This is a genomic window from Ramlibacter sp. MMS24-I3-19, from assembly GCF_050320135.1.
Taxonomy (GTDB): domain Bacteria; phylum Pseudomonadota; class Gammaproteobacteria; order Burkholderiales; family Burkholderiaceae_C; genus Ramlibacter.
This window is the reverse complement of the sequence record NZ_CP190017.1, coordinates 1,882,037-1,906,308: the sequence shown is the minus strand read 5'-3', so window position 1 is coordinate 1,906,308 and position 24,272 is coordinate 1,882,037. Positions and strand designations below refer to the sequence as shown.

The 24,272-nt window shown below is 69.4% G+C and carries 24 protein-coding genes and 1 pseudogene; 7 read left to right on the top strand and 18 right to left on the bottom strand.

Annotated features, from left to right (window positions below):
* Positions 1–240 precede the first annotated feature (240 nt).
* Positions 241–1,548 (bottom strand): formyltransferase family protein, encoded by a 1,308-nt coding sequence (locus ACPWT1_RS09580; RefSeq protein WP_427915140.1) that lies wholly within the window; start codon positions 1,546–1,548, stop codon positions 241–243.
* An 8-nt stretch (positions 1,549–1,556) separates the two neighbouring features.
* Positions 1,557–2,366 carry a 4'-phosphopantetheinyl transferase family protein gene (locus ACPWT1_RS09575; protein WP_427915139.1) on the bottom strand — a complete coding sequence of 270 codons (810 nt, stop codon included), beginning with the start codon at positions 2,364–2,366 and terminating at the stop codon, positions 1,557–1,559.
* A gap of 156 nt (positions 2,367–2,522) precedes the next feature.
* On the opposite strand from ACPWT1_RS09575, the gene ACPWT1_RS09570 reads away from it, so the two are divergent.
* On the top strand, positions 2,523–3,368 hold the full coding sequence (locus ACPWT1_RS09570; protein ID WP_427915138.1) for a polysaccharide deacetylase family protein: 846 nt from the start codon (positions 2,523–2,525) through the stop codon (positions 3,366–3,368).
* Positions 3,369–3,377: 9 nt separating this feature from the next.
* Here the strand turns inward: ACPWT1_RS09570 and ACPWT1_RS09565 are convergent, their stop codons facing one another.
* The 12 genes from ACPWT1_RS09565 to apbC form a co-directional block, all read right to left on the bottom strand.
* Complete coding sequence (locus tag ACPWT1_RS09565; RefSeq protein ID WP_427915137.1) at positions 3,378–4,229, bottom strand: formate dehydrogenase accessory sulfurtransferase FdhD; 852 nt, start codon at positions 4,227–4,229, stop codon at positions 3,378–3,380.
* A 46-nt stretch (positions 4,230–4,275) separates the two neighbouring features.
* Positions 4,276–4,809: a hypothetical protein gene (locus ACPWT1_RS09560; RefSeq protein ID WP_427915136.1), complete on the bottom strand. Its 534-nt coding sequence runs from the start codon at positions 4,807–4,809 to the stop codon at positions 4,276–4,278.
* A 16-nt stretch (positions 4,810–4,825) separates the two neighbouring features.
* Positions 4,826–6,070, bottom strand: a complete 1,245-nt coding sequence (locus tag ACPWT1_RS09555; protein ID WP_427915135.1) for a formate dehydrogenase subunit gamma — start codon at positions 6,068–6,070, stop codon at positions 4,826–4,828.
* Complete coding sequence (locus tag ACPWT1_RS09550; RefSeq protein ID WP_427915134.1) at positions 6,054–6,275, bottom strand: hypothetical protein; 222 nt, start codon at positions 6,273–6,275, stop codon at positions 6,054–6,056. Before ACPWT1_RS09550 ends, ACPWT1_RS09555 begins: the two co-directional genes overlap by 17 nt.
* Positions 6,272–6,889 carry a formate dehydrogenase FDH3 subunit beta gene (gene fdh3B, locus ACPWT1_RS09545; RefSeq protein WP_427915133.1) on the bottom strand — a complete coding sequence of 206 codons (618 nt, stop codon included), beginning with the start codon at positions 6,887–6,889 and terminating at the stop codon, positions 6,272–6,274. Before fdh3B ends, ACPWT1_RS09550 begins: the two co-directional genes overlap by 4 nt.
* Positions 6,890–6,899: 10 nt before the next feature.
* Positions 6,900–9,884, bottom strand: coding sequence for a formate dehydrogenase subunit alpha (locus tag ACPWT1_RS09540; protein ID WP_427915132.1), 2,985 nt, complete (start codon positions 9,882–9,884; stop codon positions 6,900–6,902).
* 21 nt (positions 9,885–9,905) lie between these two features.
* The gene (locus ACPWT1_RS09535; protein WP_427915131.1) at positions 9,906–10,157 is read right to left on the bottom strand and encodes a formate dehydrogenase; all 252 of its coding nucleotides are present in this window, start codon (positions 10,155–10,157) and stop codon (positions 9,906–9,908) included.
* A 147-nt stretch (positions 10,158–10,304) separates the two neighbouring features.
* Complete coding sequence (locus ACPWT1_RS09530) at positions 10,305–10,922, bottom strand: TorD/DmsD family molecular chaperone (RefSeq protein ID WP_427915130.1); 618 nt, start codon at positions 10,920–10,922, stop codon at positions 10,305–10,307.
* Positions 10,915–12,987 (bottom strand): 4Fe-4S binding protein, encoded by a 2,073-nt coding sequence (locus tag ACPWT1_RS09525; protein WP_427915129.1) that lies wholly within the window; start codon positions 12,985–12,987, stop codon positions 10,915–10,917. The genes ACPWT1_RS09530 and ACPWT1_RS09525 overlap by 8 nt, the downstream gene beginning before the upstream one ends.
* On the bottom strand, positions 12,914–13,408 hold the full coding sequence (locus tag ACPWT1_RS09520) for a DUF3306 domain-containing protein (protein ID WP_427915532.1): 495 nt from the start codon (positions 13,406–13,408) through the stop codon (positions 12,914–12,916). The genes ACPWT1_RS09525 and ACPWT1_RS09520 overlap by 74 nt, the downstream gene beginning before the upstream one ends.
* A 159-nt stretch (positions 13,409–13,567) precedes the next feature.
* On the bottom strand, positions 13,568–14,131 hold the full coding sequence (locus ACPWT1_RS09515) for a DUF3305 domain-containing protein (protein ID WP_427915128.1): 564 nt from the start codon (positions 14,129–14,131) through the stop codon (positions 13,568–13,570).
* 9 nt (positions 14,132–14,140) lie between these two features.
* The gene (gene apbC, locus ACPWT1_RS09510) at positions 14,141–15,229 is read right to left on the bottom strand and encodes an iron-sulfur cluster carrier protein ApbC (protein ID WP_427915127.1); all 1,089 of its coding nucleotides are present in this window, start codon (positions 15,227–15,229) and stop codon (positions 14,141–14,143) included.
* Positions 15,230–15,305: 76 nt separating this feature from the next.
* Here apbC and metG point away from each other — a divergent pair.
* The 3 genes and pseudogenes from metG to ACPWT1_RS09495 all read left to right on the top strand — a co-directional run bounded on the left by metG (position 15,306) and on the right by ACPWT1_RS09495 (position 19,528).
* Positions 15,306–17,379, top strand: a pseudogene (gene metG / locus ACPWT1_RS09505) (methionine--tRNA ligase).
* Positions 17,380–17,479: 100 nt separating this feature from the next.
* Entirely contained in the window at positions 17,480–17,713 is a 234-nt protein-coding gene (locus tag ACPWT1_RS09500) for a hypothetical protein (protein WP_427915126.1), read from the top strand.
* A 168-nt stretch (positions 17,714–17,881) separates the two neighbouring features.
* Positions 17,882–19,528 (top strand): SulP family inorganic anion transporter, encoded by a 1,647-nt coding sequence (locus ACPWT1_RS09495; RefSeq protein WP_427915125.1) that lies wholly within the window; start codon positions 17,882–17,884, stop codon positions 19,526–19,528.
* A 3-nt stretch (positions 19,529–19,531) separates the two neighbouring features.
* Here the strand turns inward: ACPWT1_RS09495 and ACPWT1_RS09490 are convergent, their stop codons facing one another.
* Positions 19,532–20,032, bottom strand: a complete 501-nt coding sequence (locus ACPWT1_RS09490) for an outer membrane protein assembly factor BamE (RefSeq protein ID WP_427915531.1) — start codon at positions 20,030–20,032, stop codon at positions 19,532–19,534.
* Between the two features lie 46 nt (positions 20,033–20,078).
* On the opposite strand from ACPWT1_RS09490, the gene ACPWT1_RS09485 reads away from it, so the two are divergent.
* From ACPWT1_RS09485 to nadB, 3 genes are all read left to right on the top strand, one after another.
* Positions 20,079–20,312 carry a DUF3460 family protein gene (locus tag ACPWT1_RS09485; protein ID WP_427915124.1) on the top strand — a complete coding sequence of 78 codons (234 nt, stop codon included), beginning with the start codon at positions 20,079–20,081 and terminating at the stop codon, positions 20,310–20,312.
* Between the two features lie 58 nt (positions 20,313–20,370).
* Complete coding sequence (locus ACPWT1_RS09480) at positions 20,371–21,168, top strand: segregation and condensation protein A (RefSeq protein ID WP_427915530.1); 798 nt, start codon at positions 20,371–20,373, stop codon at positions 21,166–21,168.
* A gap of 128 nt (positions 21,169–21,296) precedes the next feature.
* The gene (gene nadB / locus ACPWT1_RS09475; RefSeq protein ID WP_427915123.1) at positions 21,297–22,871 is read left to right on the top strand and encodes an L-aspartate oxidase; all 1,575 of its coding nucleotides are present in this window, start codon (positions 21,297–21,299) and stop codon (positions 22,869–22,871) included.
* Positions 22,872–22,883: 12 nt separating this feature from the next.
* On the opposite strand, the gene ACPWT1_RS09470 is transcribed toward nadB, so the two are convergent.
* From ACPWT1_RS09470 to ACPWT1_RS09460, 3 genes are read right to left on the bottom strand one after another with little or no spacing between them, the layout of a single operon-like run.
* Positions 22,884–23,312 (bottom strand): GFA family protein, encoded by a 429-nt coding sequence (locus ACPWT1_RS09470; protein WP_427915122.1) that lies wholly within the window; start codon positions 23,310–23,312, stop codon positions 22,884–22,886.
* 51 nt (positions 23,313–23,363) lie between these two features.
* A complete protein-coding gene (locus tag ACPWT1_RS09465) occupies positions 23,364–23,849 on the bottom strand; it encodes a GNAT family N-acetyltransferase (RefSeq protein WP_427915121.1) in 486 nt (161 codons plus the stop codon).
* Positions 23,846–24,262 carry a PaaI family thioesterase gene (locus ACPWT1_RS09460; protein WP_427915120.1) on the bottom strand — a complete coding sequence of 139 codons (417 nt, stop codon included), beginning with the start codon at positions 24,260–24,262 and terminating at the stop codon, positions 23,846–23,848. Before ACPWT1_RS09460 ends, ACPWT1_RS09465 begins: the two co-directional genes overlap by 4 nt.
* Positions 24,263–24,272 lie beyond the last annotated feature (10 nt).

Sequence of the window (24,272 nt, the reverse complement as noted above, 5' to 3'; positions counted from 1 at the left end):
ACGTCCGCCACGCGGGCGTCGGTGCTGGCGAACGCCTGCAGGTACGCGGTGAGCTGGGTGGCGATCGCCAGGCCGGTGTCGGCACTGAACACGCCACCATCGAGCACCAGCTCGAGGCCGTTGCCCTGCGCGGTCAGCAGCAGCTCGCAACCGGCGGGCAGCGACTGCGGCGTGAGCGCCAGCGCCACACGCGACACGGCCGGCAGCGGCGACTGGCGCTCGCCCAGGCGCAGCGGCAGGTCACGCGTGAGCGGGCCCGCGGTGCGCGCCTTCCCGATCTCGGTCTCGGTCGCGCCGGCGAGTTGCAGCGTGCTGTCCTGCGCACGCGTCACGGTGGTCAGCGGCACCCAGGCATCGAGCCAGGACCCCAGTCCTTGCGCCTGCTCGGCGAGCGCTGCATCGGTGTAGAGGACGGACACGCGCTCCTGGCCGGTGAGCGCGGCCAGCCAGGTCCTGGAACGCAGCGACCGTGCTGGCGCCATGCGCGGCAACGCCGAGCGGGAAGCGCAGTGGTTCCGTGCCCGCGGCAGTCCCCGACTTGCGCGGATACGGCAGTTCGACGGGCGCGACGTGGTGCAGCGCCTCGGTCCAGTGCTGCTCGCCGCGCGCGATCGCCTCGCTGCGTTCGCCAAGCTGCGCCTGCACGGCGTGCGGCACTGCGGGCAGCACGGCGCCGACGGCGATGCCGCCCAGCGACGGCCGGCCCTGCAGGTCGGTGCAGCCGGCGAGCAGCAGGTCTCCGGCGGTCCCGGCGATGCGAAGCGTGCCGCCTTCCGCCTGCAGCACGGTGCCGGGCGCGCCGGACCCCTGCGTGGGCACGACGCTGGCGGTGTGCACGAGCAGCAACTGCTCGCCGGTCCACAGCTTGGCGCGGCCGAGCGGATTGCCGTACTGGCCGAAGTCGAGCGCCCGCACCAGCGCGGCGAGCTCGGTGGCGGGGCGCGAGAAGTCCAGCGTGCCCAGGAGCTCGGGGCGCTTGTGCCGGCCGAAGTACTCGCGCTCGCCGTGCTGCGCGTGCAGCGCAAGGTCACCGCGCGCGAGGTCGTCGGCGATGCCGCCGAACGCCGCCAGGCCGGCCTCGTAGCACTTGGCGTTCAGGCTGAGCGCCGTCTCCTCGGGCGAGACCTCGAACGAGACCTGGCGGACGATGCGGCCGGCATCGGCCCGCGCCGTCATCTCGTGCCAGGTGATGCCGTGCACGGTCTCCCCGGCCATCAGCGCCCAGCAGGTCGCATTCAGGCCCGCATAGCGCGGCAGCAGCGCGTCGTGGAAGTTGATCGCGAGCTTGCCGGCGCGATCCAGCACCGCCTGCGGCAGCATCCGCAGGTTGGCCACGCTGAACAGGTAGTCGAAGCGCAGGCCATCCAGTCGCGCCGCCCACTCGCCTTCCATGCGCACGGCCGCGATGCCCTGCGCCTCGGCCCAGTCCAGGTTGGCCTGGCTGGCCGACACCACCGCCTCGATCCGGTGGCCCGCGCGGCGGAACACGTCCGCGCACTGCACCAGCAGGCTTCCATCCCCGATGAACACCGCACTTGTCGTTGTCATGTCGCTCTTCACACCAAGGTTGACGAACCGCCCGTGCCGAAGGCCGAAGCCTCCTCGCACAGGCCCTCGTTGCACATCGAAATCACGTCGTCCGCGCCCGCGGGACGCGGCGCGAGGCGGTCCAGTTCCACCAGCTGCACGCTGGCGATCTGCTCGCAAGCCAGCGCCAGCACGTGGCCTGCCGGCGCGGGCAGGCGCATCACCACCACCCCGGTGGGCAGGCGCGACTCGCCGTCGACGATCTCGTAGCAGTCCTCGCCTTCCAGCGCATGCAGGCCGATGCGCGGTTGCGTCGTCGAGAGGCCGGTGCCGCGCGCCTTCCAGAACGCCTCCAGCGCGGTCCATTGCATGAACAGGTCGGGCGTGTCGTCCAGGAACGCCGCGCCGTGGGCCGGGGTCACGAACGATTCGAGCAGCGAGGGCGAGAGGCCGGGCCGCACGGGCTCGACATCCACGCCGAGGAATCGCTGGTGGCCCACCGCGCAGGCCACGAGCCCGCGGCTGCGCGTGAGGCTGAAGGCGGGCGTGGCCGCATCGGCACCGAGCAGCAGCGGCTTGCCGTGCGCACCGGTGGTGAACTGCAGCTCGCCGGGATCGGCACCCAGCGCGCAGGCCAGGGCCAGGCGACGCAGCGCGTGCGCGATGACGAACGCCTGCCGGTCGGCGTCGAACCGGAAGGCCTCGGCGCGCTCGCGCTCGTGCGCATCCAGCAGGCCGGCGAGCGCGCTGCATGCGGCTGCGCCGACCTTCTCCGGCCGCGCCGTCCACACCTCGATGCCGCCATGCTCCATCACGATCCCTTGTTGCTTGCTGCTCATGGATGGTGCACGCGGAAAACATCCCGTGCGCGCCCGTGGCCCGGACGGGCTACTCGCCCTGCGGACGACAGGGCGACGAGGCCTTGTCCGACAGAACCGCTGAGGCACGCGCGGAAGATCAGCAGGACACCCACGGCCGCAGCTGGAGGAGACAACATGCCACAGGACCGCACCACGACGGACAGCACGTCGGCAGCCGCGCGCGCACGTCCGATCGCGATCCTGTCGTACCACCAGACCCGGCGCCCGCCGCCGCGTGGCGTTCCGGTGCGCACGCTCGTGCTGCCTCCCTGGCGCTTCGCGCTGCAGCTGCGGATGCTCAAGGCACTCGGTTGGACCGGGCTGTCGATGCGCGATCTCGAACCTTACCTGCGTGGCGAGCGGAGCGGCAAGGTGTTCGGCATCACCCTCGATGACGGTTACACCAACAACTTCGAGCACGCGCTACCCATCCTTCGCAGGCTCGGCTTCACCGCGACGGCGTTCATCGTCACGGGCCAGGTTGGCGGCAGCAACGTCTGGGACCACGGCCACGGCGCCGAGCCGGTGCAGCTGATGGACGAGTCGCAGCTGCGCGCCTGGCTGGACGCCGGCATGGAGCTGGGCGCCCACACGCGCAACCACGTCGACCTGACCAAGTGCAGCGAGACCACAGCGCGCGAGGAGATCGCTGGAAGCAAGCGCGAGCTGGAAGAGCTGCTGGGCATCGAGGTGCGCAGCTTCTCGTACCCGTACGGCGAGCACCGCGCGGAACACGTCGAGATGGTGCGCCAGGCCGGCTATGCCACGGCGACCACCATCGTCAGCACGCGGGCCAGGCTCGGCGACGATCCCTTGTGCCTGCCGCGCATCTCGGTCCACCTGTACGACCGCCTGCCGCGTGTCCTCGCCCAGGTGACCACCAGCTACGAGGACTGGCGGCAGCGCCGCATCCGTCGCCGCGCGAAAGCGCAGCAGCCGGCATCCGCGGCGGCCATGGGCGGCGGCGTCGCCGCGCCCTGATCGGGGACCTCAGGCCGCGCTTGCGGCCGGCGGGGCCTTGGCCAGCTCGGGCCGCCACCGCAGGCGCTGCGCGCCCGTGTAGCAGAGGAAGCGCCGGTTCAGCGCCCTGCCGATGGTGCACAGGCCCAGCTGCGAGGCAATGGCGTGGCCCATCTCGGTCATGCCGCTGCGCGAGACCACGATGGCCACGCCCATCTGCGCCGACTTGATGACCATCTCGCTCGTGAGCCGGCCTGTCGTGTAGAACACCAGCGGCTGCGCGCCGGTGTCCACCGGCTGCGGCTGCATCCACATCCAGCCGGCGATGGTGTCGATGGCGTTGTGCCGGCCGACGTCCTCGACGAACAGCAGCAGCTCGCTGCCGCGGAACAGCGCACAGCCATGCACCGACCCCGCGGACTTGTAGGTGCTCTCCTGGCGCCGGATCGCCTCGAGGATCCCGTAGAGCGTGGCCTGGTCGAGCATGGCGTCGGGCAGCCGGATCGATGAGACGTCGTCCATCAGCGCGCCGAACACGCTGCCCTGGCCGCAGCCGGTGGTGACCACGCGGCGGGCGGTGCGCTCCTCGATGCGATCGATGCCGCTGCGCGTCTTCACCGCGGCGCTGGCCACTTCCCAGTCGACGGTGACGGATTCAACCTCCTGCGGCCCCGCAACGAGCCGCTGGTTGCGGAGGTATCCCAGCACGAGCCACTCGGGATGCGCGCCCAGGGTCATCAGCGTGACGAGCTCGCGCTTGTCGACGTAGACGGTGAGGTCGCGCTCCGCCGGGATGGACACGGCCTGCGGCTGGCCGTGCTCGTCGACGGCCTCGATCTCGCGGGTGAGCGGCGCGCGGGCCTGGGTCAGGCGGGGAAGCATCGGCCGATGATGGGGCACGGCCGCCGAGGGGCCGCCCGTGGGGGCATTACTTCTTGCCCGGGACCATGGTGCCCGACTCGGGCCGCACGCTCGGCGGCTTGGTCGCGGTGCCGGCCGGCGAATGGGCTTCCGAGGTCTCCAGAGGAGTCTGCTGCGGCGGGTTGTAGGCGAACGGGCCGGGGTCAGCGCAAGGTGCGGGCGGCGCGCCGGCGGTGGACACCGGGGTGGTCTTGTCGGCGGCTGCCGGGGCGGGTGCCGAAGCCTTCGCCTCCGCCGCCACTGCGGCGTTGGAGCCCGAGGTGGGCGATGGTGCGGCGCCCCCCGCGGGTGTCGAGGTCGCGGTCTTGCTTTCGCTCGCCGCCGGCGCAGGCGACTTGGCCGCCGCGCCCTTGTGGCCGAACTTGGCCGCGATCTTGTCCTGCACCTTGCACAGCTGGTAGCTGTCGACCTTGGCCTGCCACGCTGTCTTGGCCGCGGCCTCCTCGGTCTTGGCCTTCGCGGCGGGATCGGGCGGCGGGAGCTTGGCCTGCACGGCGGCGGCCACCGTGGCAAGGGCGAGGACCGGAAGAAGTCGCTGCATGGTCATGGATGCTCTCTCAGGCGGTGCGGGCCGGCCCGCCGTGAACGGGCCTGCCGGCGGGCGTGCTGCGTTCGGCCGGAATCCGGCCGGCCGCGATCTCGTCGTACCAGTACGCATGGTGCTCGCGGGCCCAGGCATCGCCCACCCAGCCCTCGCGCATCGCGCTGTAAGCGCCGCGCATGCCGATGGTGCCGATGTAGATGTGGCCCAGGAACATGGCGATCATCAGCACGGTGGCGACGTTGTGCACCATGTGCGCGACCTGCATGGTCTGGCGCACGTAGTCGATGCCCGGCAGCAGCTTGTCCATCACCAGGCCGGACGCCGTGACCACGATGCCGAGCAGGAACACGCCGCCCCAGAACACGACCTTCTCGCCCGCGTTGAAGCGGTGCGAAGGCAGTTCGCGATGGTCCTTCGACAACATGCCGCCCAGCGTGAGCAGCCAGCGCAGATCGCCCTTCTGCGGGAAGTTGTCGCGCAGGAAGGTGACGAAGACGATGACCAGCGACACCAGGAACAGCGGACCGACGAAGTTGTGCAGCGTCTTCAGGCCATACGTCAGCCAGCCGAACAGCGTGCCGCCGATCACCGGCAGCAGCAGCGCGCGGCCGAAGGCCATCACCATGCCCGAGATCGCCAGCGTGCAGAACGCGATGGCGTTGGCCCAGTGCGCCGAGCGCTCGAACGGCGTGAAGCGCTCGATGCGGCGGCCGCCGTCGCCGGCCTCGTGCTCGCCGATCGGCCCCTTGGCGAAGTAGAAGATCGCCAGCGCGCCCAGCACGATCAGCAGCAGCGCGCCGCCGTACGGGATCAGCCACTGGTTGCGCACCTGGCGCCAGGCCTCGCCGGCGTTGGTGTGCTGCGAGCCGGGGTAGGTGACGAAGCGCTGCACCAGCACGCCCGCTTCGGGCGCCTCCGACTTCGGCAGGCTCGTGTAGCCCTGGGTGCCCGAGCTGACCTGGCGCCACATCGGCGCGTTGTTGCCCGGCTGGACCCGGTTGCGCTCGCCGTTGTTCTGCTTCAGGTAGTTGGGATCGGCGTCCGCGTCCGGCTTGACGGTGAAGATGTTCTGGCCCTGGATGCCTTGAGGAGCTCCGCCGGCGCCCGGCGCGGGGGTGGGCGCCGCAGTGGGGGCGTTGGTCACGGGCGCGCCGGGCTGCGGTGCCGCGGCCTTGTCCTGCGCGAATGCACCGGTGCAGCACGCCAGCGCCAGCGTGACGGCAGCGAGCCAGCGGCTGGAATCAGTTGACCTTGACATAGTCGTTCTGCGTCTGCGAACGGTTCTTGAGCTGCTGCTCCCAGGCCGCGCGATCGCCGGCCTTCCAGCCCTGGACCTGGAACGCCGTGCCGGTGCCGCTCCAGGCCGGCGTGTCACGGCCGCTGTTCTGGCCGAGCGTCTGCGGCTTCTCCGTGCAGGCGGCCAGCGCCAGCGCAGCCATCGCGAGGAGGATGGCACGCGTCATGACTTGCTCCCCGTCGGCTGGCCGGCCTGCTGCGAACCGTAGGCAGTGCCCCAGCCCCAGACCTCGGCGCCCTTGCCGCGCTTGAGCACGCGGGTGCGGAAGATGTCGGCGACCACGTCCCCGTCGCCGGCGAGCAGCGCCTTGGTGGAGCACATCTCGGCGCAGGCGGGCAGCTTGCCTTCGGCCAGGCGGTTGCGGCCGTACTTCTCGTACTCGGCCTCCGAGCCGTTGGCCTCCGGGCCGCCAGCGCAGAAGGTGCACTTGTCCATCTTGCCGCGCACGCCGAAGGTGCCGGACGCGGGGAACTGCGGCGCGCCGAACGGGCAGGCGTAGCTGCAGTAGCCGCAGCCGATGCAGGTGTCCTTGTTGTGCAGCACCACGCCTTCGTCGGTGCGGTAGAAGCAATTGACCGGGCACACCGCCATGCAGGGCGCGTCGGAGCAGTGCATGCAGGCCACCGAGATCGACTTCTCGCCCGGCACGCCGTCATTGAGGGTCACCACCCGGCGGCGATTGACCCCCCACGGAATGTCGTGCTCGTTCTTGCAGGCCGTGACGCAGCTATTGCACTCGATGCAGCGCTCCGAGTCACAGATGAATTTCATTCGTGCCATCGCTGTCTCCTCAGGCCCGCTCGATGTTGCAGACGGTGGTCTTGGTCTCTTGCATCATGGTCACGCTGTCGTAGCCGTAGGTCGTGGCCGTGTTGACCGCCTCGCCGCGCACGATCGGATGCGCGCCGTTCGGGTAGTACGCCAGCAGGTCCGCGCCCTGCCAGCGGCCCGAGAAGTGGAACGGCATCCACACCGTGTCGGGGCCAACGCGCTCGGTGACCAGCGCCTGCACCTTGATGCGCGCGCCCGTCGGGCTGAGCAGCCACACGTAGTCGCCCTGCTTGATGCTACGGTCCGCGGCCGCCTTCGGGTTGATCTCGACGAAGGCCTCCTGCTGCAGCTCGGCCAGCCACGGGTTGGAGCGGGTCTCCTCGCCACCACCTTCGTACTCGACGAGGCGCCCCGAGCTGAGGATCAGCGGGAACTTCTGCGCGACGTTGTCGGCGATGTTCTTGTCCTGCAGCGTCTTGTAGAGCGTGGGCAGGCGCCAGAACGCCTTCTTGTCGTCGTGCGTCGGGTACTTGGCCACGAGGTCCGGCCGCGTGCTGTAGATCGGCTCGCGGTGCTGCGGCACGCCGTCCGGGAAGTTCCACACCACCGCACGCGCCTTCGCGTTGCCGAACGGGTGGCAGCCATGGTTCTTCATGACCACGCGGATGATCCCGCCCGAGTTGTCGGTCTTCCAGTTCTTGCCTTCGGCCAGCACCTTCTCGGCGTCGGTGAGCTCGTCCCACCAGCCCAGCTTCTTCATCAGCACGTGGTCGAACTCGGGGTAGCCCGTGGTGATGTCGGCGCCCTTGGAGAACGAGCCGTCCTCGGCCAGCAGGTTGACGCCGTCCTTCTCGACGCCGAAGTTGGCGCGGAAGTTGCCGCCGCCGTCCATCACGTGCAGGCCGGTGTTGTACAGGACGTGCGTGCCGGGGTGCTTGAGCTCCGGCGTGCCGTAGCAGGGCCACGGCAGGCCGAAGTAGTCGCCCGTGAGGTCGTAGCCGCTGGCCGCATCCTTGCCGCCCTTGGCGCGCAGTGTCCTGACGTCGAAGGCGGCCATGTTGCGCATGTGCGCCTTCAGCCGCTCGGGACTCTGGCCGGTGTAGCCGATGCTCCAGCAGGTCTTGTTGATCTCGCGCAGGATGTCCTCGGGCACGGGTTCGTCCATGCCCTTGACCTTCTGCATTTTGTAGTTCTTAACCAGCTCCCTGCCGAATCCGAGCTTGTCGGCCAGCTGGTACATCAGCATGTGGTCGCTGCGGCTTTCCCACAGCGGCTCGATCACCATCTCGCGCCACTGCAGCGAGCGGTTCGAGGCGGTGACGGAGCCGCTGGTCTCGAACTGCGTGGCCGCCGGCAGCAGGTACACCGCGCGATTCGGGTTCAGGTCCTCGGGCTTGCCGGGCATGGCCGCCATCGCCGCCGTGGCCGACGGGTACGGGTCGATCACCACCAGCAGGTCGAGCTTGTCCATCGCCCGCTTCATCTCGACGCCGCGCGTCTGCGAGTTGGGCGCATGGCCCCAGAACACCAGCGCGCGCAGGTTCGGGTCCTGGTCCAGGTTCTCGTTCTTCTCCAGCACGCCGTCGATCCAGCGCGAGACGGTCATCCCGGGCTTGGTCATCAGGGCGGGGCTGGCATAGCGCGCCTTGATCCAGTCGTACTCGACCCCCCAGCCCTTGGCGAAGTGGCGCCAGGATCCCTCGGTGAGGCCGTAGTAGCCGGGCAGCGAATCCGGGTTCGGGCCCACGTCGGTCGCGCCCTGCACGTTGTCGTGGCCGCGGAAGATGTTGGCGCCGCCGCCCGACACGCCGATGTTGCCCAGCGCCAGCTGCACGATGCAGGACGCGCGCACGATCGCGTTGCCGATGCTGTGCTGGGTCTGGCCCATGCACCACACGATGGTGCCGGGACGGTTCTCGGCCATCTGCTTGGCGATGCCGAACATGGTCTGTTCGTCGACGCCGCAGGCTTCCTGGACCTTGTCGGGCGTCCACTTGGCCATGACGTCCTCGCGGACCTTGTCCATCCCGTAGACGCGGTCGTTAATGTACTTCTTGTCTTCCCAGCCGTTCTTGAAGATGTGGTGCAGCAGGCCGAACAGGAACGGGATGTCCGAGCCCGAGCGGATGCGCACGTACTGGTCGGCCTTGGCCGCCGTGCGCGTGAAGCGCGGGTCGACCACGATCATCTTGCAGCCCGACTCCTTGGCGTGGAGCATGTGCATCATCGAGACCGGGTGCGCCTCGGCGGCATTCGAGCCGATGTACAACGCCAGCTTGCTGTTCTGCATGTCGTTGTACGAATTCGTCATCGCGCCGTAGCCCCACGTGTTGGCGACGCCGGCGACGGTGGTCGAGTGGCAGATGCGTGCCTGGTGGTCCGCGTTGTTGCTGCCCCAGAAGCTGACGAACTTGCGCAGCAGGTACGACTGCTCGTTGTTGTGCTTGGACGAGCCGACCCAGAACACCGAATCGGGACCGCTGGCCTTGCGCAGCTCCAGCAGCTTCGCGCTGACCTCGTTCAGCGCCTGGTCCCAGCTGATGCGCTCGTACTTGCCGTTCACCAGCTTCATCGGATAGCGCAGGCGGTACTCGCCGTGGCCGTGCTCGCGCAGCGCCGCGCCCTTGGCGCAGTGCGCCCCCAGGTTGATCGGCGAATCGAACACCGGCTCCTGGCGCACCCACACGCCGTTCTCGACGACGGCATCGACCGCGCAGCCCACGGAGCAGTGGCTGCACACCGTGCGCCGCACTTCGACCTTGCCCTTGCCGACCGGCGCCTCGCGGCCCTCGATCGCATGGGCCTTCTTCACCAGCGTGAGGCTCGAAGCGGCGAGGCCGACGCCGACACCGAGGCCGGAGCGGCGCAGGAACGCGCGCCGGTCCATCGTGGGCAGCGCACGCGAGAGGCCGCGCTGCAGGCTGTGGACGAAGGGCGAACGCGCGGCTTCGTCGTGCACGCGCGGAGTCGCCGCGCCGGTCTGCGGTTTCTTGGTGAGCAACATGGTGGCCCCGGGAAGCGAGGGTTAGAGACGGGTCGTGCGGTAGTACCGCTTGACGTGCTCGCTGAGCGAGTAGCCGCCGCCCCGCTCGGGCGGGTCCTGGGCGACGACGGGCTCGGGAGCGACCTCGCCTGCGGCGGGCACCAGGCTCGCGGCGGCCGCGAGGGCACCGACAGTGCCGGCGCCCGCGAAGAGCGTGCGGCGTGACAACTTGCTGGACGTGGCGGCGGGCGATCGATCGCCGGCGCCTGCCTCGGTCGAAACCGTGCGGCTCATGGTCTCTCCTTGAATGGGGCTGCGCGTGCTTGGCCCATGCACGGACGAGCATAGCCCCGAACACTCGCACGGGGGTTGCAGCAACTACGTGCGAAGGGGTGGGAAATCCCTAGCCGTCAGCGAGAAGTCAGCGCGCAACGCGACCGCTCAAGCCAGCAGGTCGAAGCCCTGCTGCTCCACGCTCATGAATGCCTGCGTGAAGCGCGCCAGGGCCGCGTAGAAGCGGGCCCGCGGATGGGCCACGATCGCCTCGCACATCGCCGAGACCCAGGGCTGCAGGTGGACCGCGAAGAACTCGCGCTGGCGCGCGAGGTTGGCGACGGCCACGTCGTCACCGGCGATGAGGTAGCGCATCACCTCGCTGAGGTACGCGATGTGGTCCTCGGTCTCCGGCATGGCCTCGTCTCGCGTGAGGCCCAGCTCGCGCAGGTCGCCGCGCAGCCTGGCCAGCGGCTGCTCGTTGAGGAAGCCGCTGAGGTAATGCGAGCCGAACAGGTAGACGTCGGGCTTGCCGACGCCACCGAACAGCGCGTTGTACTCGGACCGGATCTCGGCGGCCTGCATCTCGCGCGCGGTGCCGACCAGCACGCGCCACGGTTCCTCGAGATAGGCGCCCGCGGCCGGCGCTTCGGTGACCGCGACCCGCAGCGCATCGAGCAGCTCCGGAGGGGGAGGCGCATAAAAGAGCTGCGCCAGCAGCCCGTAGATCTCGGCGCGCGCCGTTTCCTCGTCCAGCGCCGACGACGTGGGAACGGACTCACGCATCGGTGATCTTCGCTTCGTCGCGCGCGGTGTAGATGTCGACCACGCGGCAGTCGCCGCACATCTTCAGGCGCTCGAGCGCTGCGCCCTGGAACATCGGGTGGCCGGACAGCTTGCCCAGCATCGCCTCGATCACCTTCAGCGTGCCGAACGGCTTGCCGCAGCGGATGCAGCCGTACGGCCTGGTCTCGTTGAGCACGCGCGCCTCGCGACGCTGCGGCGTGAGCAGCAGCCGCGGCTGCAGCACGATCGCGTCCTCGGGACAGGTGGTGGCGCACAGGCCGCATTGCACGCAGTTCTTCTCGAGGAACTTCAGTTGCGGCGATTGCGGGTTGTCCTGCAGCGCACTGGCCGGACACGCGCTGACGCAGCTCATGCACAGCGTGCAGCGGTCCTTGTCGACGACGATGGTCCCGAAGGGCGCGCCTTGCGGCGGCAGCGCGATCGCTTCCGGCCGCATCGGCGCCTGGGCCACCAGGTGGTCCAGCGCAAGTTCCAGCGTCGCGCGCTTCTCGGCCGCGACGGCAAAGCGTGCGGCCTCGCGTGGCACCGACTGCCGAGTCGCGCCCAGCGAACGCAATCCCGCATCGAGCGCAGGCACGCTGTCGGCGCGCAGCAGCTCGAAGTGGGTGCCGCTGTAGCCCAGGCCGTGCAGGATGGCCTGCGCCACCGCCATCTGCGCCTTGAGGCCGTCGATGTACTGCGGCGCCTCTTCACCGGTGACCAGCACGACCACTTGCGAAGCGCCGAACGCGATGGCCGACAGCCACAGATCGAGGCCGGTGCTGGCCGTGTGCCACAGGGCCACCGGAATGACGTTCGCCGGAACGCCCTGCGCTTGCTGCAGGCGCGCTGCGCGTCCGAGCCCTTCGACCAATTGCGCCCCACGCTCCTGGCTGTGGAACAGCAGCGTCGCATCGCGACCGCCCGCGTGTGCGTACGTGGCGAGCAAGGTGCGCAGCCTGAGCCCCTGCTCCGGAGCGCGCGGGTACTGGAACGTGAGCGCGCCGGTCGGGCACACGGTGGTGCACGCGCCGCAACCGACGCACAGGTTGGGATTGACCTCGACCTGCTGCCGCTTCGGATGGCTGCTGATCGCCTCGGCGGAGCAGATCTCGACGCACGCGTTGCAGCCCACCTGGTCGTTGCGGCTGTGCGCGCACAGCTTCTGCTTGTAGGCAAAGAACCGGGGCTTGTCGAACTCGCCCACCATGTCGCGCAGCTTCAGCAGCGTGGGCAGGTCGCGGCTGTCCCACTGGAAGTAGCCCTGGGGCGGCGCGTGCTGCGCGAAGGCGGGTTGGGCGCGCAGGTCGAGCACCAAATCGAAGGCCTGCGATTCGGTCTGCATCGGCCGGTTGAAGTCGATCGCACCGGCGGCCTCGCACACCTTCACACAGGCGCGGTGGCCGGTGCAACGGGCCAGGTCGATCTGGTAGTCCAGACCGATCGCGTGCTCGGGACAGGCCGCGATGCAGGCATTGCAGCGCGTGCACAGGTCCAGGTCGATCGGGTTGTCGGCGGTCCACGTCAGCGTGAACGCGCCCAGCCAGCCGGTGAGGGCATCGATGCGGTCCGCGAGGACGGGGTACCTGCGCTCCTGCGACACCGCGCCGCCTTGCGCGAACAGCGTCACGTCCAGCACGTCCGACAGCATGGCCGCCGCGCGCTCCGCCTCGTCCAGCGGGCCGATCACCAGCAGGCGGCCGGCGCTCGTGTACGTGACGGTGGGGACGGGTTCGGGCTCGGGCAGGTGCGCCGCGGCCAGCAGCGCCGCGATCTTGGGCATCGCCTGCGACGCGTCGCGGCTCCAGCCGCCGGTTTCACGGATGTTGACGAAGTGCACGGGAGCGACCGCGCCCTCGGTCTGCGTGCCGACCTGCGCGAACAGCTTCTGCTCCTGCGTGCAGGCGACGACGACCGGCTCGTTGCCGCGGATGGCCTGCTGGTAGTCGCCGATCTCGCGCCGGCACAGCGTGCTGTGCAGCGCGAGCGGCTCACCCAGCGCCGTGCCCAGGCTCGCCGCCTTCAGCGGCATCGTCTTGTTGCAGTCGCAGATCAGCGTGGGCATCGGGCGCGGGATCGGGAACGGAATCGGAAGCGGATTCGGGACCGGTGCCGGCGAGGGCCTCCGGTGCGGCCGACTGTGCCACGGAATCGGCAGGCAACCCGTCCGTGCCTTCCCTTGCACCTGCCGGCGACGCGTCTTTGCGTTCTTCCTCACGGAAGAGCCCGAGGAACTGCGCGCTGGCCAGTTGCCGGAGCATGGACTCGGGGATGGGGTCGGCCTTCGTGTAGTCGTCGATGTAGGTGTCCAGGCCGTCCATGACGTTGAAGTGCGGATCGGCGAACAGCTTCTTCATCGCGGCGTTCTTCACCTCCGACGTCACGTCGCGCGCGATGAAGCGGCGGAAGTCGGAGGCGGGCGTGAGATCGGCGACGTCGGCGAGCGTCGGCGGTGGATCGGGGGGCTGTGCTGGCGGCTGTGCCAGCCCGGTTGCGGGAGCGCCATGACCCTGACCCTCGCCCAGAGGAGGAGGGGAAGGAACGGCTGGGGACCCCCCGGTGCCCGCATCTCCGCCTGCGGCTCCTCCAGCGCCTTCCCTTCCTTCGCATCGATCTTCCGCCGCGACCAGCGCCCGAGGAATCCATCAGCCATGGCCACCTCCGTTGCCTGCACCACCGCCGAACTTCTTCTCCGTCGACACCGCCACCGGATTGCCGAAGCGATCCTGCAGCGGCCGGAAGCTCTCGGGCCGCTTGCGCTTCTTCGGCTCGGGGACGTAATGGGCTTCGACGAAGGCTCGCAGCCACTCGACCACTTCGGCCGGCGCGGGCACCTGTTCCACCGTCTCCTGCGCATCGAGCCAGCGGCCCGCGTCGTAATAGCTCAGCGTGACCGTCTGCGGCCGCGCGATCGGCTCGTCGCCGATGCCGGCTTCTTCCTCCATGCGCCACAGCACGAACCAGCCCGGCGTTTCGGTGGTGGCATTGAGGTAGTAGCCCTCGGCGTCGTCGCGAAACAGTTCGACCGTGAAGCCCGGATGGAGCCAGTGCTCCACGCGCTCGTCGGCAAAGATGCGCCGCGGCTCGGTGCCGAACGCCGGCTGCTGCTGCACGACGTCGTGCAGCACCCAACGCCAGGGCTGCCAGCGGTTGTCGATGCGCTCGCGGCGCATCACCACGGCGACCTCGAGGCTGGGACGCGGCGCCACCGCAGCTCCTCAGGTGTCCTTGGACACCGTGATGGTCGGGAACTTCGCGGTGAAGTCGCGCGCCTTGGCCGCGACCTTCACGGCCACCTGGCGCGCGACGTCCTTGTACAGGCCGGCCAGCTTGCCGTCGGGATCGGCCACCACCGTGGGCTTGCCGCCGTCGGCCTGCTCGCGGATCGCGATGTCCAGCGGCAGCGCGCCCAGGTAGGGCAGCCCGCGCTCCTCGGCGTAGCGCTTGCCGCCGCCCTGGCCGAAGATGTGTTCCACATGGCCGCAGTTGCTGCACACGTGCACGGCCATGTTCTCGACCAGGCCCAGGATGGGCACGCCCACCTTCTCGAACATCGCCACCGCCTTGCGCGCGTCGAGCAGCGCGATGTCCTGCGGCGTGGTGACGATCACGGCGCCCGTCATCGGCACGCGCTGCGACAGCGTGAGCTGGATGTCGCCGGTGCCCGGCGGCAGGTCGACCACGAGGTAATCGAGGTCGCGCCAGTTGGTCTGGCGCAGCAGCTGCTCGAGCGCCTGCGTCGCCATCGGGCCGCGCCAGATCATGGCCTCGTCGGGATTGACCAGGAAGCCGATCGACATGACCTGCACGCCGTAGTTCTCCAGCGGCTCCATCGTCTTGCCGTCCTCGCTCTCGGGACGGCCCTCGATGCCCATCATCATCGGCTGGCTCGGCCCATAGATGTCGGCATCGAGCAGGCCGACCGACGCGCCCTCGGCGGCCAGCGCCAGCGCGAGGTTCACGGCGGTGGTGCTCTTGCCCACGCCACCCTTGCCCGACGCGACGGCAATGATGTTCTTCACGTTGGGCATCAGCTGCACGCCGCGCTGCACGGCATGGGCGATGACCCTGGTGGTGACGTTCACCGAGACGTTGGTGACGCCCGGCACGGAGCGCGCGGCGGCCACGAGCGCCTGGCGCAGCGCGGGCACCTGCGACTTCGCCGGGTAGCCGAGCTCGACGTCGAACGCGACGTCGCCGCCGTTCACCTGCAGGTTCTTCACGGCCTTGGTGGACACGAAGTCGGACCCGGTGTTCGGGTCCTTCACGGCCGCGAGCGCGGCGAGCAACTGATCTTGGGTGGCCATGGCGGCGACTTCTTCGGGAGAGGAACCGGTCAGTGTAGCGGCCCCCTAAAATGCGCGGTTCCCTCCGGATACCCCCATGCCCCAGCGCAAGCTATTCGTCACCACCGCGCTGCCGTACGCCAACGGCAAGTTCCACATCGGCCACATCATGGAATACATCCAGGCCGACATCTGGGTGCGCCACCAGCGCATGGGCGGGCACATGGTGCACTTCGTGGGTGCCGACGACGCGCACGGCGCGCCGATCATGATCGCGGCCGAGAAGGCCGGCGTGACGCCGCAGCAGTTCGTGGCCGGCATCGCGGCGGGCCGCAAGGAGTACCTCGACGGCTTCCACATCCGGTTCGACAACTGGCATTCGACCGACAGCCGCGAGAACACCGAGCTCGCGCAAGGCATCTACAAGGTGCTCAAGGCCAACGGGATGGTGACCACGCGCACCATCGAGCAGTTCTACGACCCGGTGAAGGGCATGTTCCTGCCCGACCGCTACATCAAGGGCGAGTGCCCGGTGTGCCACGCCAAGGACCAGTACGGCGACAGCTGCGAGGTGTGCAGCAGCGTGTACGCGCCCACCGAGCTGATCGAGCCCTACTCCACCCTCACCGGCGCGAAGCCGGAGCTGCGCAGCTCCGAGCACTATTTCTTCAAGCTGTCCGACCCCAAGGTCGTCGACTTCCTGAAGGCGTGGACGCAAGACGGCCGGCTGCAGGCCGAAATGGCGAAGAAGGCCAGCGAATGGTTCGAGGCCGGCATGGCCGACTGGGACATCAGCCGCGACGCGCCCTACTTCGGCATCGAGATCCCCGACGCGCCAGGCAAGTACTTCTACGTCTGGCTCGACGCGCCGATCGGGTACCTGGCCAGCCTGAAGAACCACTTCGACAAGGGCCAGGCGAAGAACCACTGGCATGCGCCCTCGCGCACCGACGCCAGCTTCGCGCAGTACGTGGCCGACCCGCAGGTCGAGCAGGTGCACTTCATCGGCAAGGACATCGTGTACTTCCACACGTTGTTCTGGCCCGCGATGCTGCAGTTCTCGCAGCGCAAGACGCCCAGCCAGGTGAACGTGCACGGCTTCATCACCGTCAGTGGCGAGAAGATGAGCAAGAGCCGCGGCACCGGCATCGACCCGCTGCGTTACCTCTCGCTGGGCATGAACCCCGAGTGGCTGCGCTACTACATCGCCGCCAAGCTCAATGCCAAGGTGGAGGACGTCGACTTCAATCCCGACGACTTCATCGCGCGCGTCAACGCAGACCTGATCGGCAAGTACGTGAACATCGCCAGCCGCGCCGTCAAGTTCGTGCCCGGGGGCAAGCTGGTGGGCCCGTTCCCCGCGGCGCAGGTCCGGGCCGAGCGGCTGGTCGACGAGGTGCGCAACCTGTACGAAGGCCGCGAGTACGCCAAGGCGCTGCGCGAGATCATGGCCTACGCCGACGAGGTCAACCTGCGCTTCGATGGCGCCGCGCCGTGGAAGCTGGTGAAGGACGGCAAGGGCGACGAAGCCGCGCTGGTGTGCTCCGACTGCCTGGAGTCCTTCAAGGTCATGACCGCGTGCCTCAAGCCGGTGCTGCCGGCGCTGGCGGCCGAGGCCGAGGTGTTCCTGCGCAGCGGTCCGCTCGACTGGTCGAATGCCGCGACGCCGCTGGGCGCGGAACACGTGGTCGGCGAGTACAAGCACCTGATGCAACGGGTTGATCCGAAGCAGGTGGATGCGTTGTTCGAGCCCCCGGCAGGCAGCGAAGCGCGTCCATCCCTGCCCTCCCCGGAGCGGAAGGGAGCCAGCCCGGTGGCGAGCCTCTCGCCGCCGAAATCACGATCGACGACTTCGTCAAGGTCGACCTGCGCATCGCGAAGATCGTCAACTGCGAAGCCGTCGAGGGCTCGACCAAGCTGCTGCGCCTCACGCTGGACGTGGGCGAGGGCCGGACGCGCAACGTGTTCTCCGGCATTGCCTCCGCATGCAAGCCCGAGCAGCTGGTGGGCAAGCTCACCGTGCTGGTCGCCAACCTGGCCCCGCGAAAGATGAAGTTCGGTGTGAGCGAGGGCATGGTGCTGGCCGCCAGCCACGCCGACGGCAAGGCGGACAAGGGCATCTACGTGCTCGAGCCCTCCCCGGCGCGCAGCCGGGCATGCGCGTGCGCTAAGGCCCGCGCGCGACGCGTGCACCCAACACTGCTGACGCCCCGTTACATGACGGGGCGCGGCTCATCCATAGAATGGACCGGCTCATCCAGAGCTTTGCCCATGCCCTTTCGCCTGCACCTGCCATGTCGCCCCGTCGCCACCGCCTGTCTTCTCGCAGCCTGCGTTGCGCCGCTGGGCGGCTGCGCCGTCGTTGCCGCGGTGGACACCGCGGCCGGCCTCGCCGTCTCGGGCGTGGGCCTGGCTGCTGACGCGGCCATCGGCACCGCGCGCATCGCCGGCAAGGTGGTGGGTGCCGCCGCCGATGCGGTGATTCCCGACAGCGGCGACAAGTAACCCGGCCTCGGCAGGGCGCGGCCGTACACTCCGCCGATGGCCTTGCCGCCTGCCCCGCCGGTCCTCCTGCCGCTGTCGCGGCGGCGGCGCTTCATCACCCGCCTGCACCACTGCGGTCCCCCGGAGCTGGACTGAACCCTCGCGTTCCGTCCACTTCGGGAGACCCGCTTGCTGTCCTTCACCTTCCGCCCGCGCCTGCTGGACGCGCTCGCCGGCTACGACCGCGACCGCTTCCTGCGCGACCTGGGTGCCGGCGCCACCGTCGGCATCGTGGCCCTGCCGCTCGCCATGGCCTTCGCGATCGCATCCGGCCTGAAGCCGGAAGCCGGACTGTGGACCGCCATCCTTGCCGGCGCGCTGATCGCGCTGCTGGGCGGGTCCAACGTCCAGATCGGCGGGCCGGCCGGCGCCTTCATCGTCATCGTCTACGGCATCCTCGAGCGCCATGGCCTGGCCAACCTGCTGATCGCGACCAGCGCCGCCGGGATCCTGCTGTTCCTGCTCGGCCTCCTCCGGCTGGGGTCGCTGGTGCGCTACGTGCCGGTGAGCATCGTCATCGGCTTCACCAACGGGATCGCCGTGCTGATCGCCGTCTCGCAGCTGAAGGACGCGCTGGGACTGCGGGTCGCAAAGATGCCGGCGGACTTCTTCGCGCAGCTGCAGGTGCTGGCGGCGAACGCGGGCACGTTCACGCCCGCGGCCTTCGGGCTGTGCTCGGCCTGCGTGCTGGGCCTGTTCGCCTGGCCGCGACTCTGGCATGCCGAGTCGCCCGTGCAGCAGCTCGACATCCCCGGCATGCGCAGTGCCTCGCAGGTGGGCGCCAGGGTTCCGGGGCCGATCGTGGCGCTGGTCACGCTCACGGCGCTCTCGACCTGGTTCAAGTTGCCGGTCGAGACGCTGGGCACCCGCTTCGGCGGCATCCCGCAGGGGCTGCCCGCGTTCGCGCCGCCCGCTTTCTCCTGGTCCACGGCCAAGCTGCTGCTCACGCCCACCATCACGATCGCGCTGCTGGGGGCCATCGAATCGCTGCTGTGCGCGCGCGTCGCCGACCAGGTGAGCGGGCTTCGGCGGCACGACCCGAACCAGGAGCTGATGGCGCAGGGCGTGGCGAACCTCGTCGTGCCCTTCTTCGGCGGCATGCCGGCCACGGGCACCATCGCCCGCACGGTGACCAACGTGCGGGCCGGGGCCACCACGCCGGTGGCCGGCGTGGTGCACGCGATCACGCTGGCCGTGGTGGTGCTGGCGGCCGCACCGCTGGCGCTGAACGTCCCGCTGGCGGTGCTGGCCGGCATCCTGCTGTTCACCGCCTGGAACATGGGCGAGTGGCGCGAGTTCGCGCGGCTGCACCACTACAGCGTCCACTACCGGTTGCTGATGCTCGGCACCTTCCTGCTCACCGTGGTGTTCGACCTCACGGTCGCCGTGCAGGTCGGCCTGGTGAGCGCCTGCGCCCTCTTCATCCGCCGCATGAGCAGCCTGTTCCAGGTCGAGGCGGTGGGGCAGTGCGGCACCGAGTTGCGGTTCCGGCTGTACGGCTCGCTGTTCTTCGGCGCGGTGGCTCGCATCGACACCGTGGTGCAGGCAGTGGAGGACGGCCCGCCGGCACCGCTGGTGGTGCTGGACGCGCTGCAGCTGGTGCACCTGGACACCTCGGGCCTCGACGCGCTGCGCCAGCTGCACAAGGTGATCCTCCTGCGCGGCGGCACCCTGCGGCTGGACAACCTGCAGGACGATCCGCGCCAGGTGCTGCAGCGCGCCGGCTTCCTGGCCGAACTGCAGGCGCACCAGGCCTCGCCCGAGGTGGCCACGTGAGGGCTACTTCCCGCCGCCGCCCTTGTTTTCCGGCGCGTCAGGATCGGGACCGGTCGTCGTGCGCTGCACGTGCAGGTCGCGGTCGAACCAGACCGTGAACACCATCGGCACGTTCGGCGGCTGCAGCCAGCGCCAGTCCCAGGCCTCCTGCGCCTGCAACGCGTACGGCGTCTTCTTCGCCGGCTTGCCCAGCATGCGGCGCACCTGCTCCATCGGCATGCCGGGCTGGATGCGCTCGAAGGTGGCCGGCGTGAGCACCTGCCGCAGCGAGGTCATCTTCCCGTCCGGGCCGACCGTCACCATGTAGTTCTGCCGGCCCTCGGGGTTGCGGTTGTATTCCAGCGTGCGGGCGCCACCGGGTTCGTCCCAGACGTTCTCGGGCTGGCCGAAGGCCGCGCGCACGTCGGCCTCGGTGGACACGCCTTCCTGCAGCTTGCCGATGCGATCGCGATCGCATCCGCCCAGCAGCGCCGACACCACCACGCACAAACCACCGAGCCGCATGCGCCACCCCGGATAAAATGTCTTGTTCACCCAGGCAGTCTCCCCCATGTCCTTCCTGCTCCGCATCTTCCGCCGTCCCGACTACAGGTCGGACGTCACCCAGTTCATCGACGAGCTGAAGGCCCAACGCCCAGACATCGAGGCCCAGCAGCGCGCGGGCCGGGCCCTCTGGTGGGACAAGCACCTCGACCGCGAGGCCATCGGCGAGTGGAAGCAGGCCCGCGTGCCGCAGAAGCCCTACGTCTACGGCTCCGGCAACGACGGCTCCGCCAAGGGCTGACGTGACCGACAGCACCGAGGCCCTGCTGCCGGAGCCGCCGGCGCCCGAGGTGCCGGGCATGCCCGACGTGGTGGACCAGGTGGCGCTGGCCCGGCTCTATGGCGAACCGCTGTTCGCCATGCCCACCGACCTGTACATCCCGCCCGACGCGCTGGAGATCTTCCTCGAGGCGTTCGAAGGCCCGTTGGACCTGCTGCTGTACCTGATCCGCAAGCAGAACTTCAACATCCTCGACATCCCGATGGCGGCGGTCACCCGCCAGTACCTGACGTACGTCGACGAGATCCGCAGCCGCAACCTCGAACTCGCCGCCGAGTACCTGCTGATGGCCGCGATGCTGATCGAGATCAAGTCGCGCATGCTGCTGCCGCCCAAGAAGACAGCGGAAGGCGAGGAAGCCGAGGACCCGCGGGCCGAGCTGGTGCGCCGCCTGCTGGAATACGAGCAGATGAAGCTTGCCGCCGCGCGCCTGAACGCGGTGCCGCAGGTGGGCCGCGACGTGCTGCGCGCGCAGGTGTTCATCGAGCAGTCGCTGCAGCCGCGCTTTCCCGACGTGCACGTGGTCGACCTGCAGGAAGCCTGGCGCGACATCCTGCGCCGGGCCAAGCTGGTGCAGCACCACAAGATCTCGCGCGAGGAACTGTCGGTGCGCGAGCACATGAGCATCGTCCTGCGCAAGCTGCAGGGGCGCAAGTTCATCGAGTTCGAGCAGCTGTTCGACACTTCGCGTGGCGTCCCGGTGCTCGTCGTCACCTTCGTCGCCATGCTGGAACTCGCCAAGGAAACGCTGGTCGAGGTGACGCAGGCCGAAGCCTTCGCGCCCATCTACGTGCGACTGGCTTACCAGCCTGCCTGAAGGCGAACTCCCAAACGCAGAGGACGCAGAAGAGCGCAGAAGACGCAGAAGGATCCAATGAATTGCTCCAGGGTCTCTTCTGCGTTGTTTGCGCTTGATCTGCGTTGAATCCTTTTCAAGACGGACTCATGAGCACTCTCGACTTCGACGTCGTCATCGTCGGCAGCGGCCTCGCCGGCCTGTCCGCCGCCATGCACCTGGCGCCCACGCACCGCGTGGCGGTGATCACCAAGCGCGCGCTGTCCGACGGCTCCAGCGGCTGGGCGCAGGGCGGCATCGCGGCGGTGATGGACCGCAGCGACAGCTTCGACTCGCACGTGGACGACACGTTGGTCGCGGGCGCCGGCCTCTCGGATCCCACCGCCACGCGCTTCGTGGTGGAGCACGCACCGGAGAGCATCGCGTGGCTGCGCCAGCTGGGCGTGCCGTTCTCGCAGGAGGACGGCCAGCTCCACCTGACGCGCGAGGGTGGCCACAGCGCGCGCCGCATCGTGCACGTCACCGACGCCACCGGCGCCGCGGTGCAGCGCACGTTGATCGAGCACGTGCGCCACACGCCCAACATCCAGCTGTTCGAGCACCACACCCTGGTCGACCTGGTCACCAGCCGCCGCGTCGGCCAGCAGCCGCAGCGCTGCCTGGGCCTGTATGCGCTGGACGATCGCACCGACGAAGTCGTCACCTTCCGCGCGCCGCACACCATCCTGGCCACCGGCGGCGCGGGCAAGGTGTACCTGTACACCACCAACCCGGACACGGCCACCGGCGACGGCATCGCGGCGGCGTGGCGCGCGGGCTGCCGGGTGACGAACATGGAGTTCATCCAGTTCCACCCGACCTGCCTGTACCACCCCAACGTCAAGAGCTTCCTGATCAGCGAGGCGCTGCGTGGCGAAGGCGGCCGGCTGCTGCTGCCCGACGGCACGCGCTTCATGCCGCAGCACGACAAGCGCGCCGAACTCGCGCCGCGCGACATCGTGGCCCGCGCCATCGACTTCGAGATGAAGAAGCACGGGCTCGACTGCGTGTACCTCGACATCTCGCACCTGCCGGCGCCCTTCATCCTCGAGCACTTCCCCACCATCCACGCGCGCTGCCTGGAGCTGGGCATCGACATCACGAAGCAGCCGATCCCGGTGGTGCCGGCCGCGCACTACACCTGCGGCGGCATCCACACCGACCTGTCCGGCCGCACCGACCTGCCGGGCCTGCACGCCATCGGCGAGACGGCGTACACGGGCCTGCACGGCGCCAACCGGCTGGCCAGCAACTCGCTGGTGGAATGCATGGTGTTCGCGCGCTCGGCGGCACAGGACATCAAAGCCACGCCGCAGCCCGCGGTGCCGCAGTTGCCGGCCTGGGACGCAAGCCAGGTGACCGACCCCGATGAATCGGTGGTGATCTCGCACAACTGGGACGAACTGCGCCGCTTCATGTGGGACTACGTGGGCATCGTCCGCACCAACAAGCGGCTGGAGCGCGCGGCGCACCGCATCCGGCTGCTGCAGGGCGAGATCCAGGAGTTCTACGCCAACTTCCACATCAGCCGCGACCTGCTGGAACTGCGCAACCTGGTGACCGTGGCCGACCTGATCGTGCGCTCGGCGCAGGCGCGGCACGAGAGCCGCGGACTGCATTTCAGCCGCGACTATCCGGGCCAGATCGCCGACCCCAAGCCGACGACGTTGTCGCCTTCGGCCTGAGCGCGTGCGGCGTCACGCCGCCGTCTCGAAGCGGACGTCCGCGATCCAGTTGCGCTGCCGGCGCGCCAGCCGGTCGCCTTCTCCCTCGCCATCGAACGACACCGGCGCGCGCTGCAGCAGCGCAGGGTCCACGCCATCGATGGCGTTGACGCTCACCACCGCGTAATCGCGGCCGTCGATGCGGCTGGTGACCACCGGCACCACGCCGCACACCGTGCACACGTGGAAGTCCGCGGTCTTCGTCCCGAACGCGTAGCGGCGCGCTCGTGCGGGATCGGCGATCTCCACGCGCAGCGAGCCCGTGGGGCAGGACGTCCACACGCCGCCGTGCTTGGTGCAGAAACTGCAGGTGCAGGCACGGGCCGGGATCACGGTCGGCTCAGGCAACCAGTCGAGCGTGAAGCGGATGGTTCCGCAGTGGCAGCTTCCGGCGATGCGCATCGATGTCTCCTGCTGGCGTGCTGCGCCCATCCTAGCCACGCCACCGTGCACTCAGGCCGCGCGCTTCTCCATGAACACGCTGGTGGGGTCGTCGACGTAGTCCCCGTACGGCCCGCGGCGCTCGTAGCCGCAGCGCTCGTACAGACGCAGCGCCTCGTGCTGCAGGTAGCCGGTCTCGAGGCGGAACAGCCTGCAGCCGCGCGCCTGCGCCTCGCCTTCGAGGAACGCCAGCACGCGCCGGCCGATGCCCAGGCCGCGTGCTTCGGGCCGCGCGTACATCCGCTTGATCTCGCCATGGTCCGCGCCGAGCACCATCGCGCCGCAGCCGAGTGCCACGCCATCCGCATCGCGCGCCACCGCGAACAGCACGTTGGGCTTCGACAGCGCGGCGAGGTCGATGCCGTGGAAGCTCTCGATCGGGTACAGCGGCTTCTGGTAGGCGTCCAGGTCCTCGATCAGCGCCAGCACGTCGGGCTGGCCGGGCGACTCGAGCCGGATGCGGACGTCCGCGCGCCGAACCTGCGGGACGGCGCTCATGGGGCCGGCGACGCCGGGATGATCAATTGCGTCTGCGTGACCACCGCGCACAGCTTGCCGTCCTCGGTCGTCACCAGGGTCTGCCAGACCTGCGTCGTGCGGCCACGATGGAACGCCGTCGACGTGCCGATCACGGTCGATCCGACCGGCGCGCCGCGCGTGAACTTGGTCGACGAATCGGTGGTGGTCGTGCGCGCGCCCCTGGGCAGGTTCAGGAAGGTTCCCACGGCGCCCAGCGTGTCGGCGAACGCCATGAAGGCACCGCCGTGCAGCGAGTCGCCGGTGGTGCACAGGTCGGGCCGCACGCGCATCGCGGCGACCACGCGCTCGGGCGTCGCCTCGCGCAGCTCGATGCCCAGCAGGCCCGGCAGCAGCGGGGCGAGGATGGCCTGGATCTTCTCGACGTCGGTCATGGCTCTCTCC

Coding starts and splice junctions, on each gene's coding strand:
- ACPWT1_RS09580 (WP_427915140.1), bottom strand. CDS start 1,548: ATGACAACGACAAGTGCGGTGTTCATCGGGGATGGAAGCCTGCTGGTG.
- ACPWT1_RS09575 (WP_427915139.1), bottom strand. CDS start 2,366: ATGAGCAGCAAGCAACAAGGGATCGTGATGGAGCATGGCGGCATCGAG.
- ACPWT1_RS09570 (WP_427915138.1), top strand. CDS start 2,523: ATGCCACAGGACCGCACCACGACGGACAGCACGTCGGCAGCCGCGCGC.
- ACPWT1_RS09565 (WP_427915137.1), bottom strand. CDS start 4,229: ATGCTTCCCCGCCTGACCCAGGCCCGCGCGCCGCTCACCCGCGAGATC.
- ACPWT1_RS09560 (WP_427915136.1), bottom strand. CDS start 4,809: ATGCAGCGACTTCTTCCGGTCCTCGCCCTTGCCACGGTGGCCGCCGCC.
- ACPWT1_RS09555 (WP_427915135.1), bottom strand. CDS start 6,070: ATGTCAAGGTCAACTGATTCCAGCCGCTGGCTCGCTGCCGTCACGCTG.
- ACPWT1_RS09550 (WP_427915134.1), bottom strand. CDS start 6,275: ATGACGCGTGCCATCCTCCTCGCGATGGCTGCGCTGGCGCTGGCCGCC.
- fdh3B (WP_427915133.1), bottom strand. CDS start 6,889: ATGGCACGAATGAAATTCATCTGTGACTCGGAGCGCTGCATCGAGTGC.
- ACPWT1_RS09540 (WP_427915132.1), bottom strand. CDS start 9,884: ATGTTGCTCACCAAGAAACCGCAGACCGGCGCGGCGACTCCGCGCGTG.
- ACPWT1_RS09535 (WP_427915131.1), bottom strand. CDS start 10,157: ATGAGCCGCACGGTTTCGACCGAGGCAGGCGCCGGCGATCGATCGCCC.
- ACPWT1_RS09530 (WP_427915130.1), bottom strand. CDS start 10,922: ATGCGTGAGTCCGTTCCCACGTCGTCGGCGCTGGACGAGGAAACGGCG.
- ACPWT1_RS09525 (WP_427915129.1), bottom strand. CDS start 12,987: ATGCCCACGCTGATCTGCGACTGCAACAAGACGATGCCGCTGAAGGCG.
- apbC (WP_427915127.1), bottom strand. CDS start 15,229: ATGGCCACCCAAGATCAGTTGCTCGCCGCGCTCGCGGCCGTGAAGGAC.
- ACPWT1_RS09500 (WP_427915126.1), top strand. CDS start 17,480: ATGCCCTTTCGCCTGCACCTGCCATGTCGCCCCGTCGCCACCGCCTGT.
- ACPWT1_RS09490 (WP_427915531.1), bottom strand. CDS start 20,032: ATGCGGCTCGGTGGTTTGTGCGTGGTGGTGTCGGCGCTGCTGGGCGGA.
- ACPWT1_RS09485 (WP_427915124.1), top strand. CDS start 20,079: ATGTCCTTCCTGCTCCGCATCTTCCGCCGTCCCGACTACAGGTCGGAC.
- ACPWT1_RS09480 (WP_427915530.1), top strand. CDS start 20,371: ATGCCCGACGTGGTGGACCAGGTGGCGCTGGCCCGGCTCTATGGCGAA.
- nadB (WP_427915123.1), top strand. CDS start 21,297: ATGAGCACTCTCGACTTCGACGTCGTCATCGTCGGCAGCGGCCTCGCC.
- ACPWT1_RS09470 (WP_427915122.1), bottom strand. CDS start 23,312: ATGCGCATCGCCGGAAGCTGCCACTGCGGAACCATCCGCTTCACGCTC.
- ACPWT1_RS09465 (WP_427915121.1), bottom strand. CDS start 23,849: ATGAGCGCCGTCCCGCAGGTTCGGCGCGCGGACGTCCGCATCCGGCTC.
- ACPWT1_RS09460 (WP_427915120.1), bottom strand. CDS start 24,262: ATGACCGACGTCGAGAAGATCCAGGCCATCCTCGCCCCGCTGCTGCCG.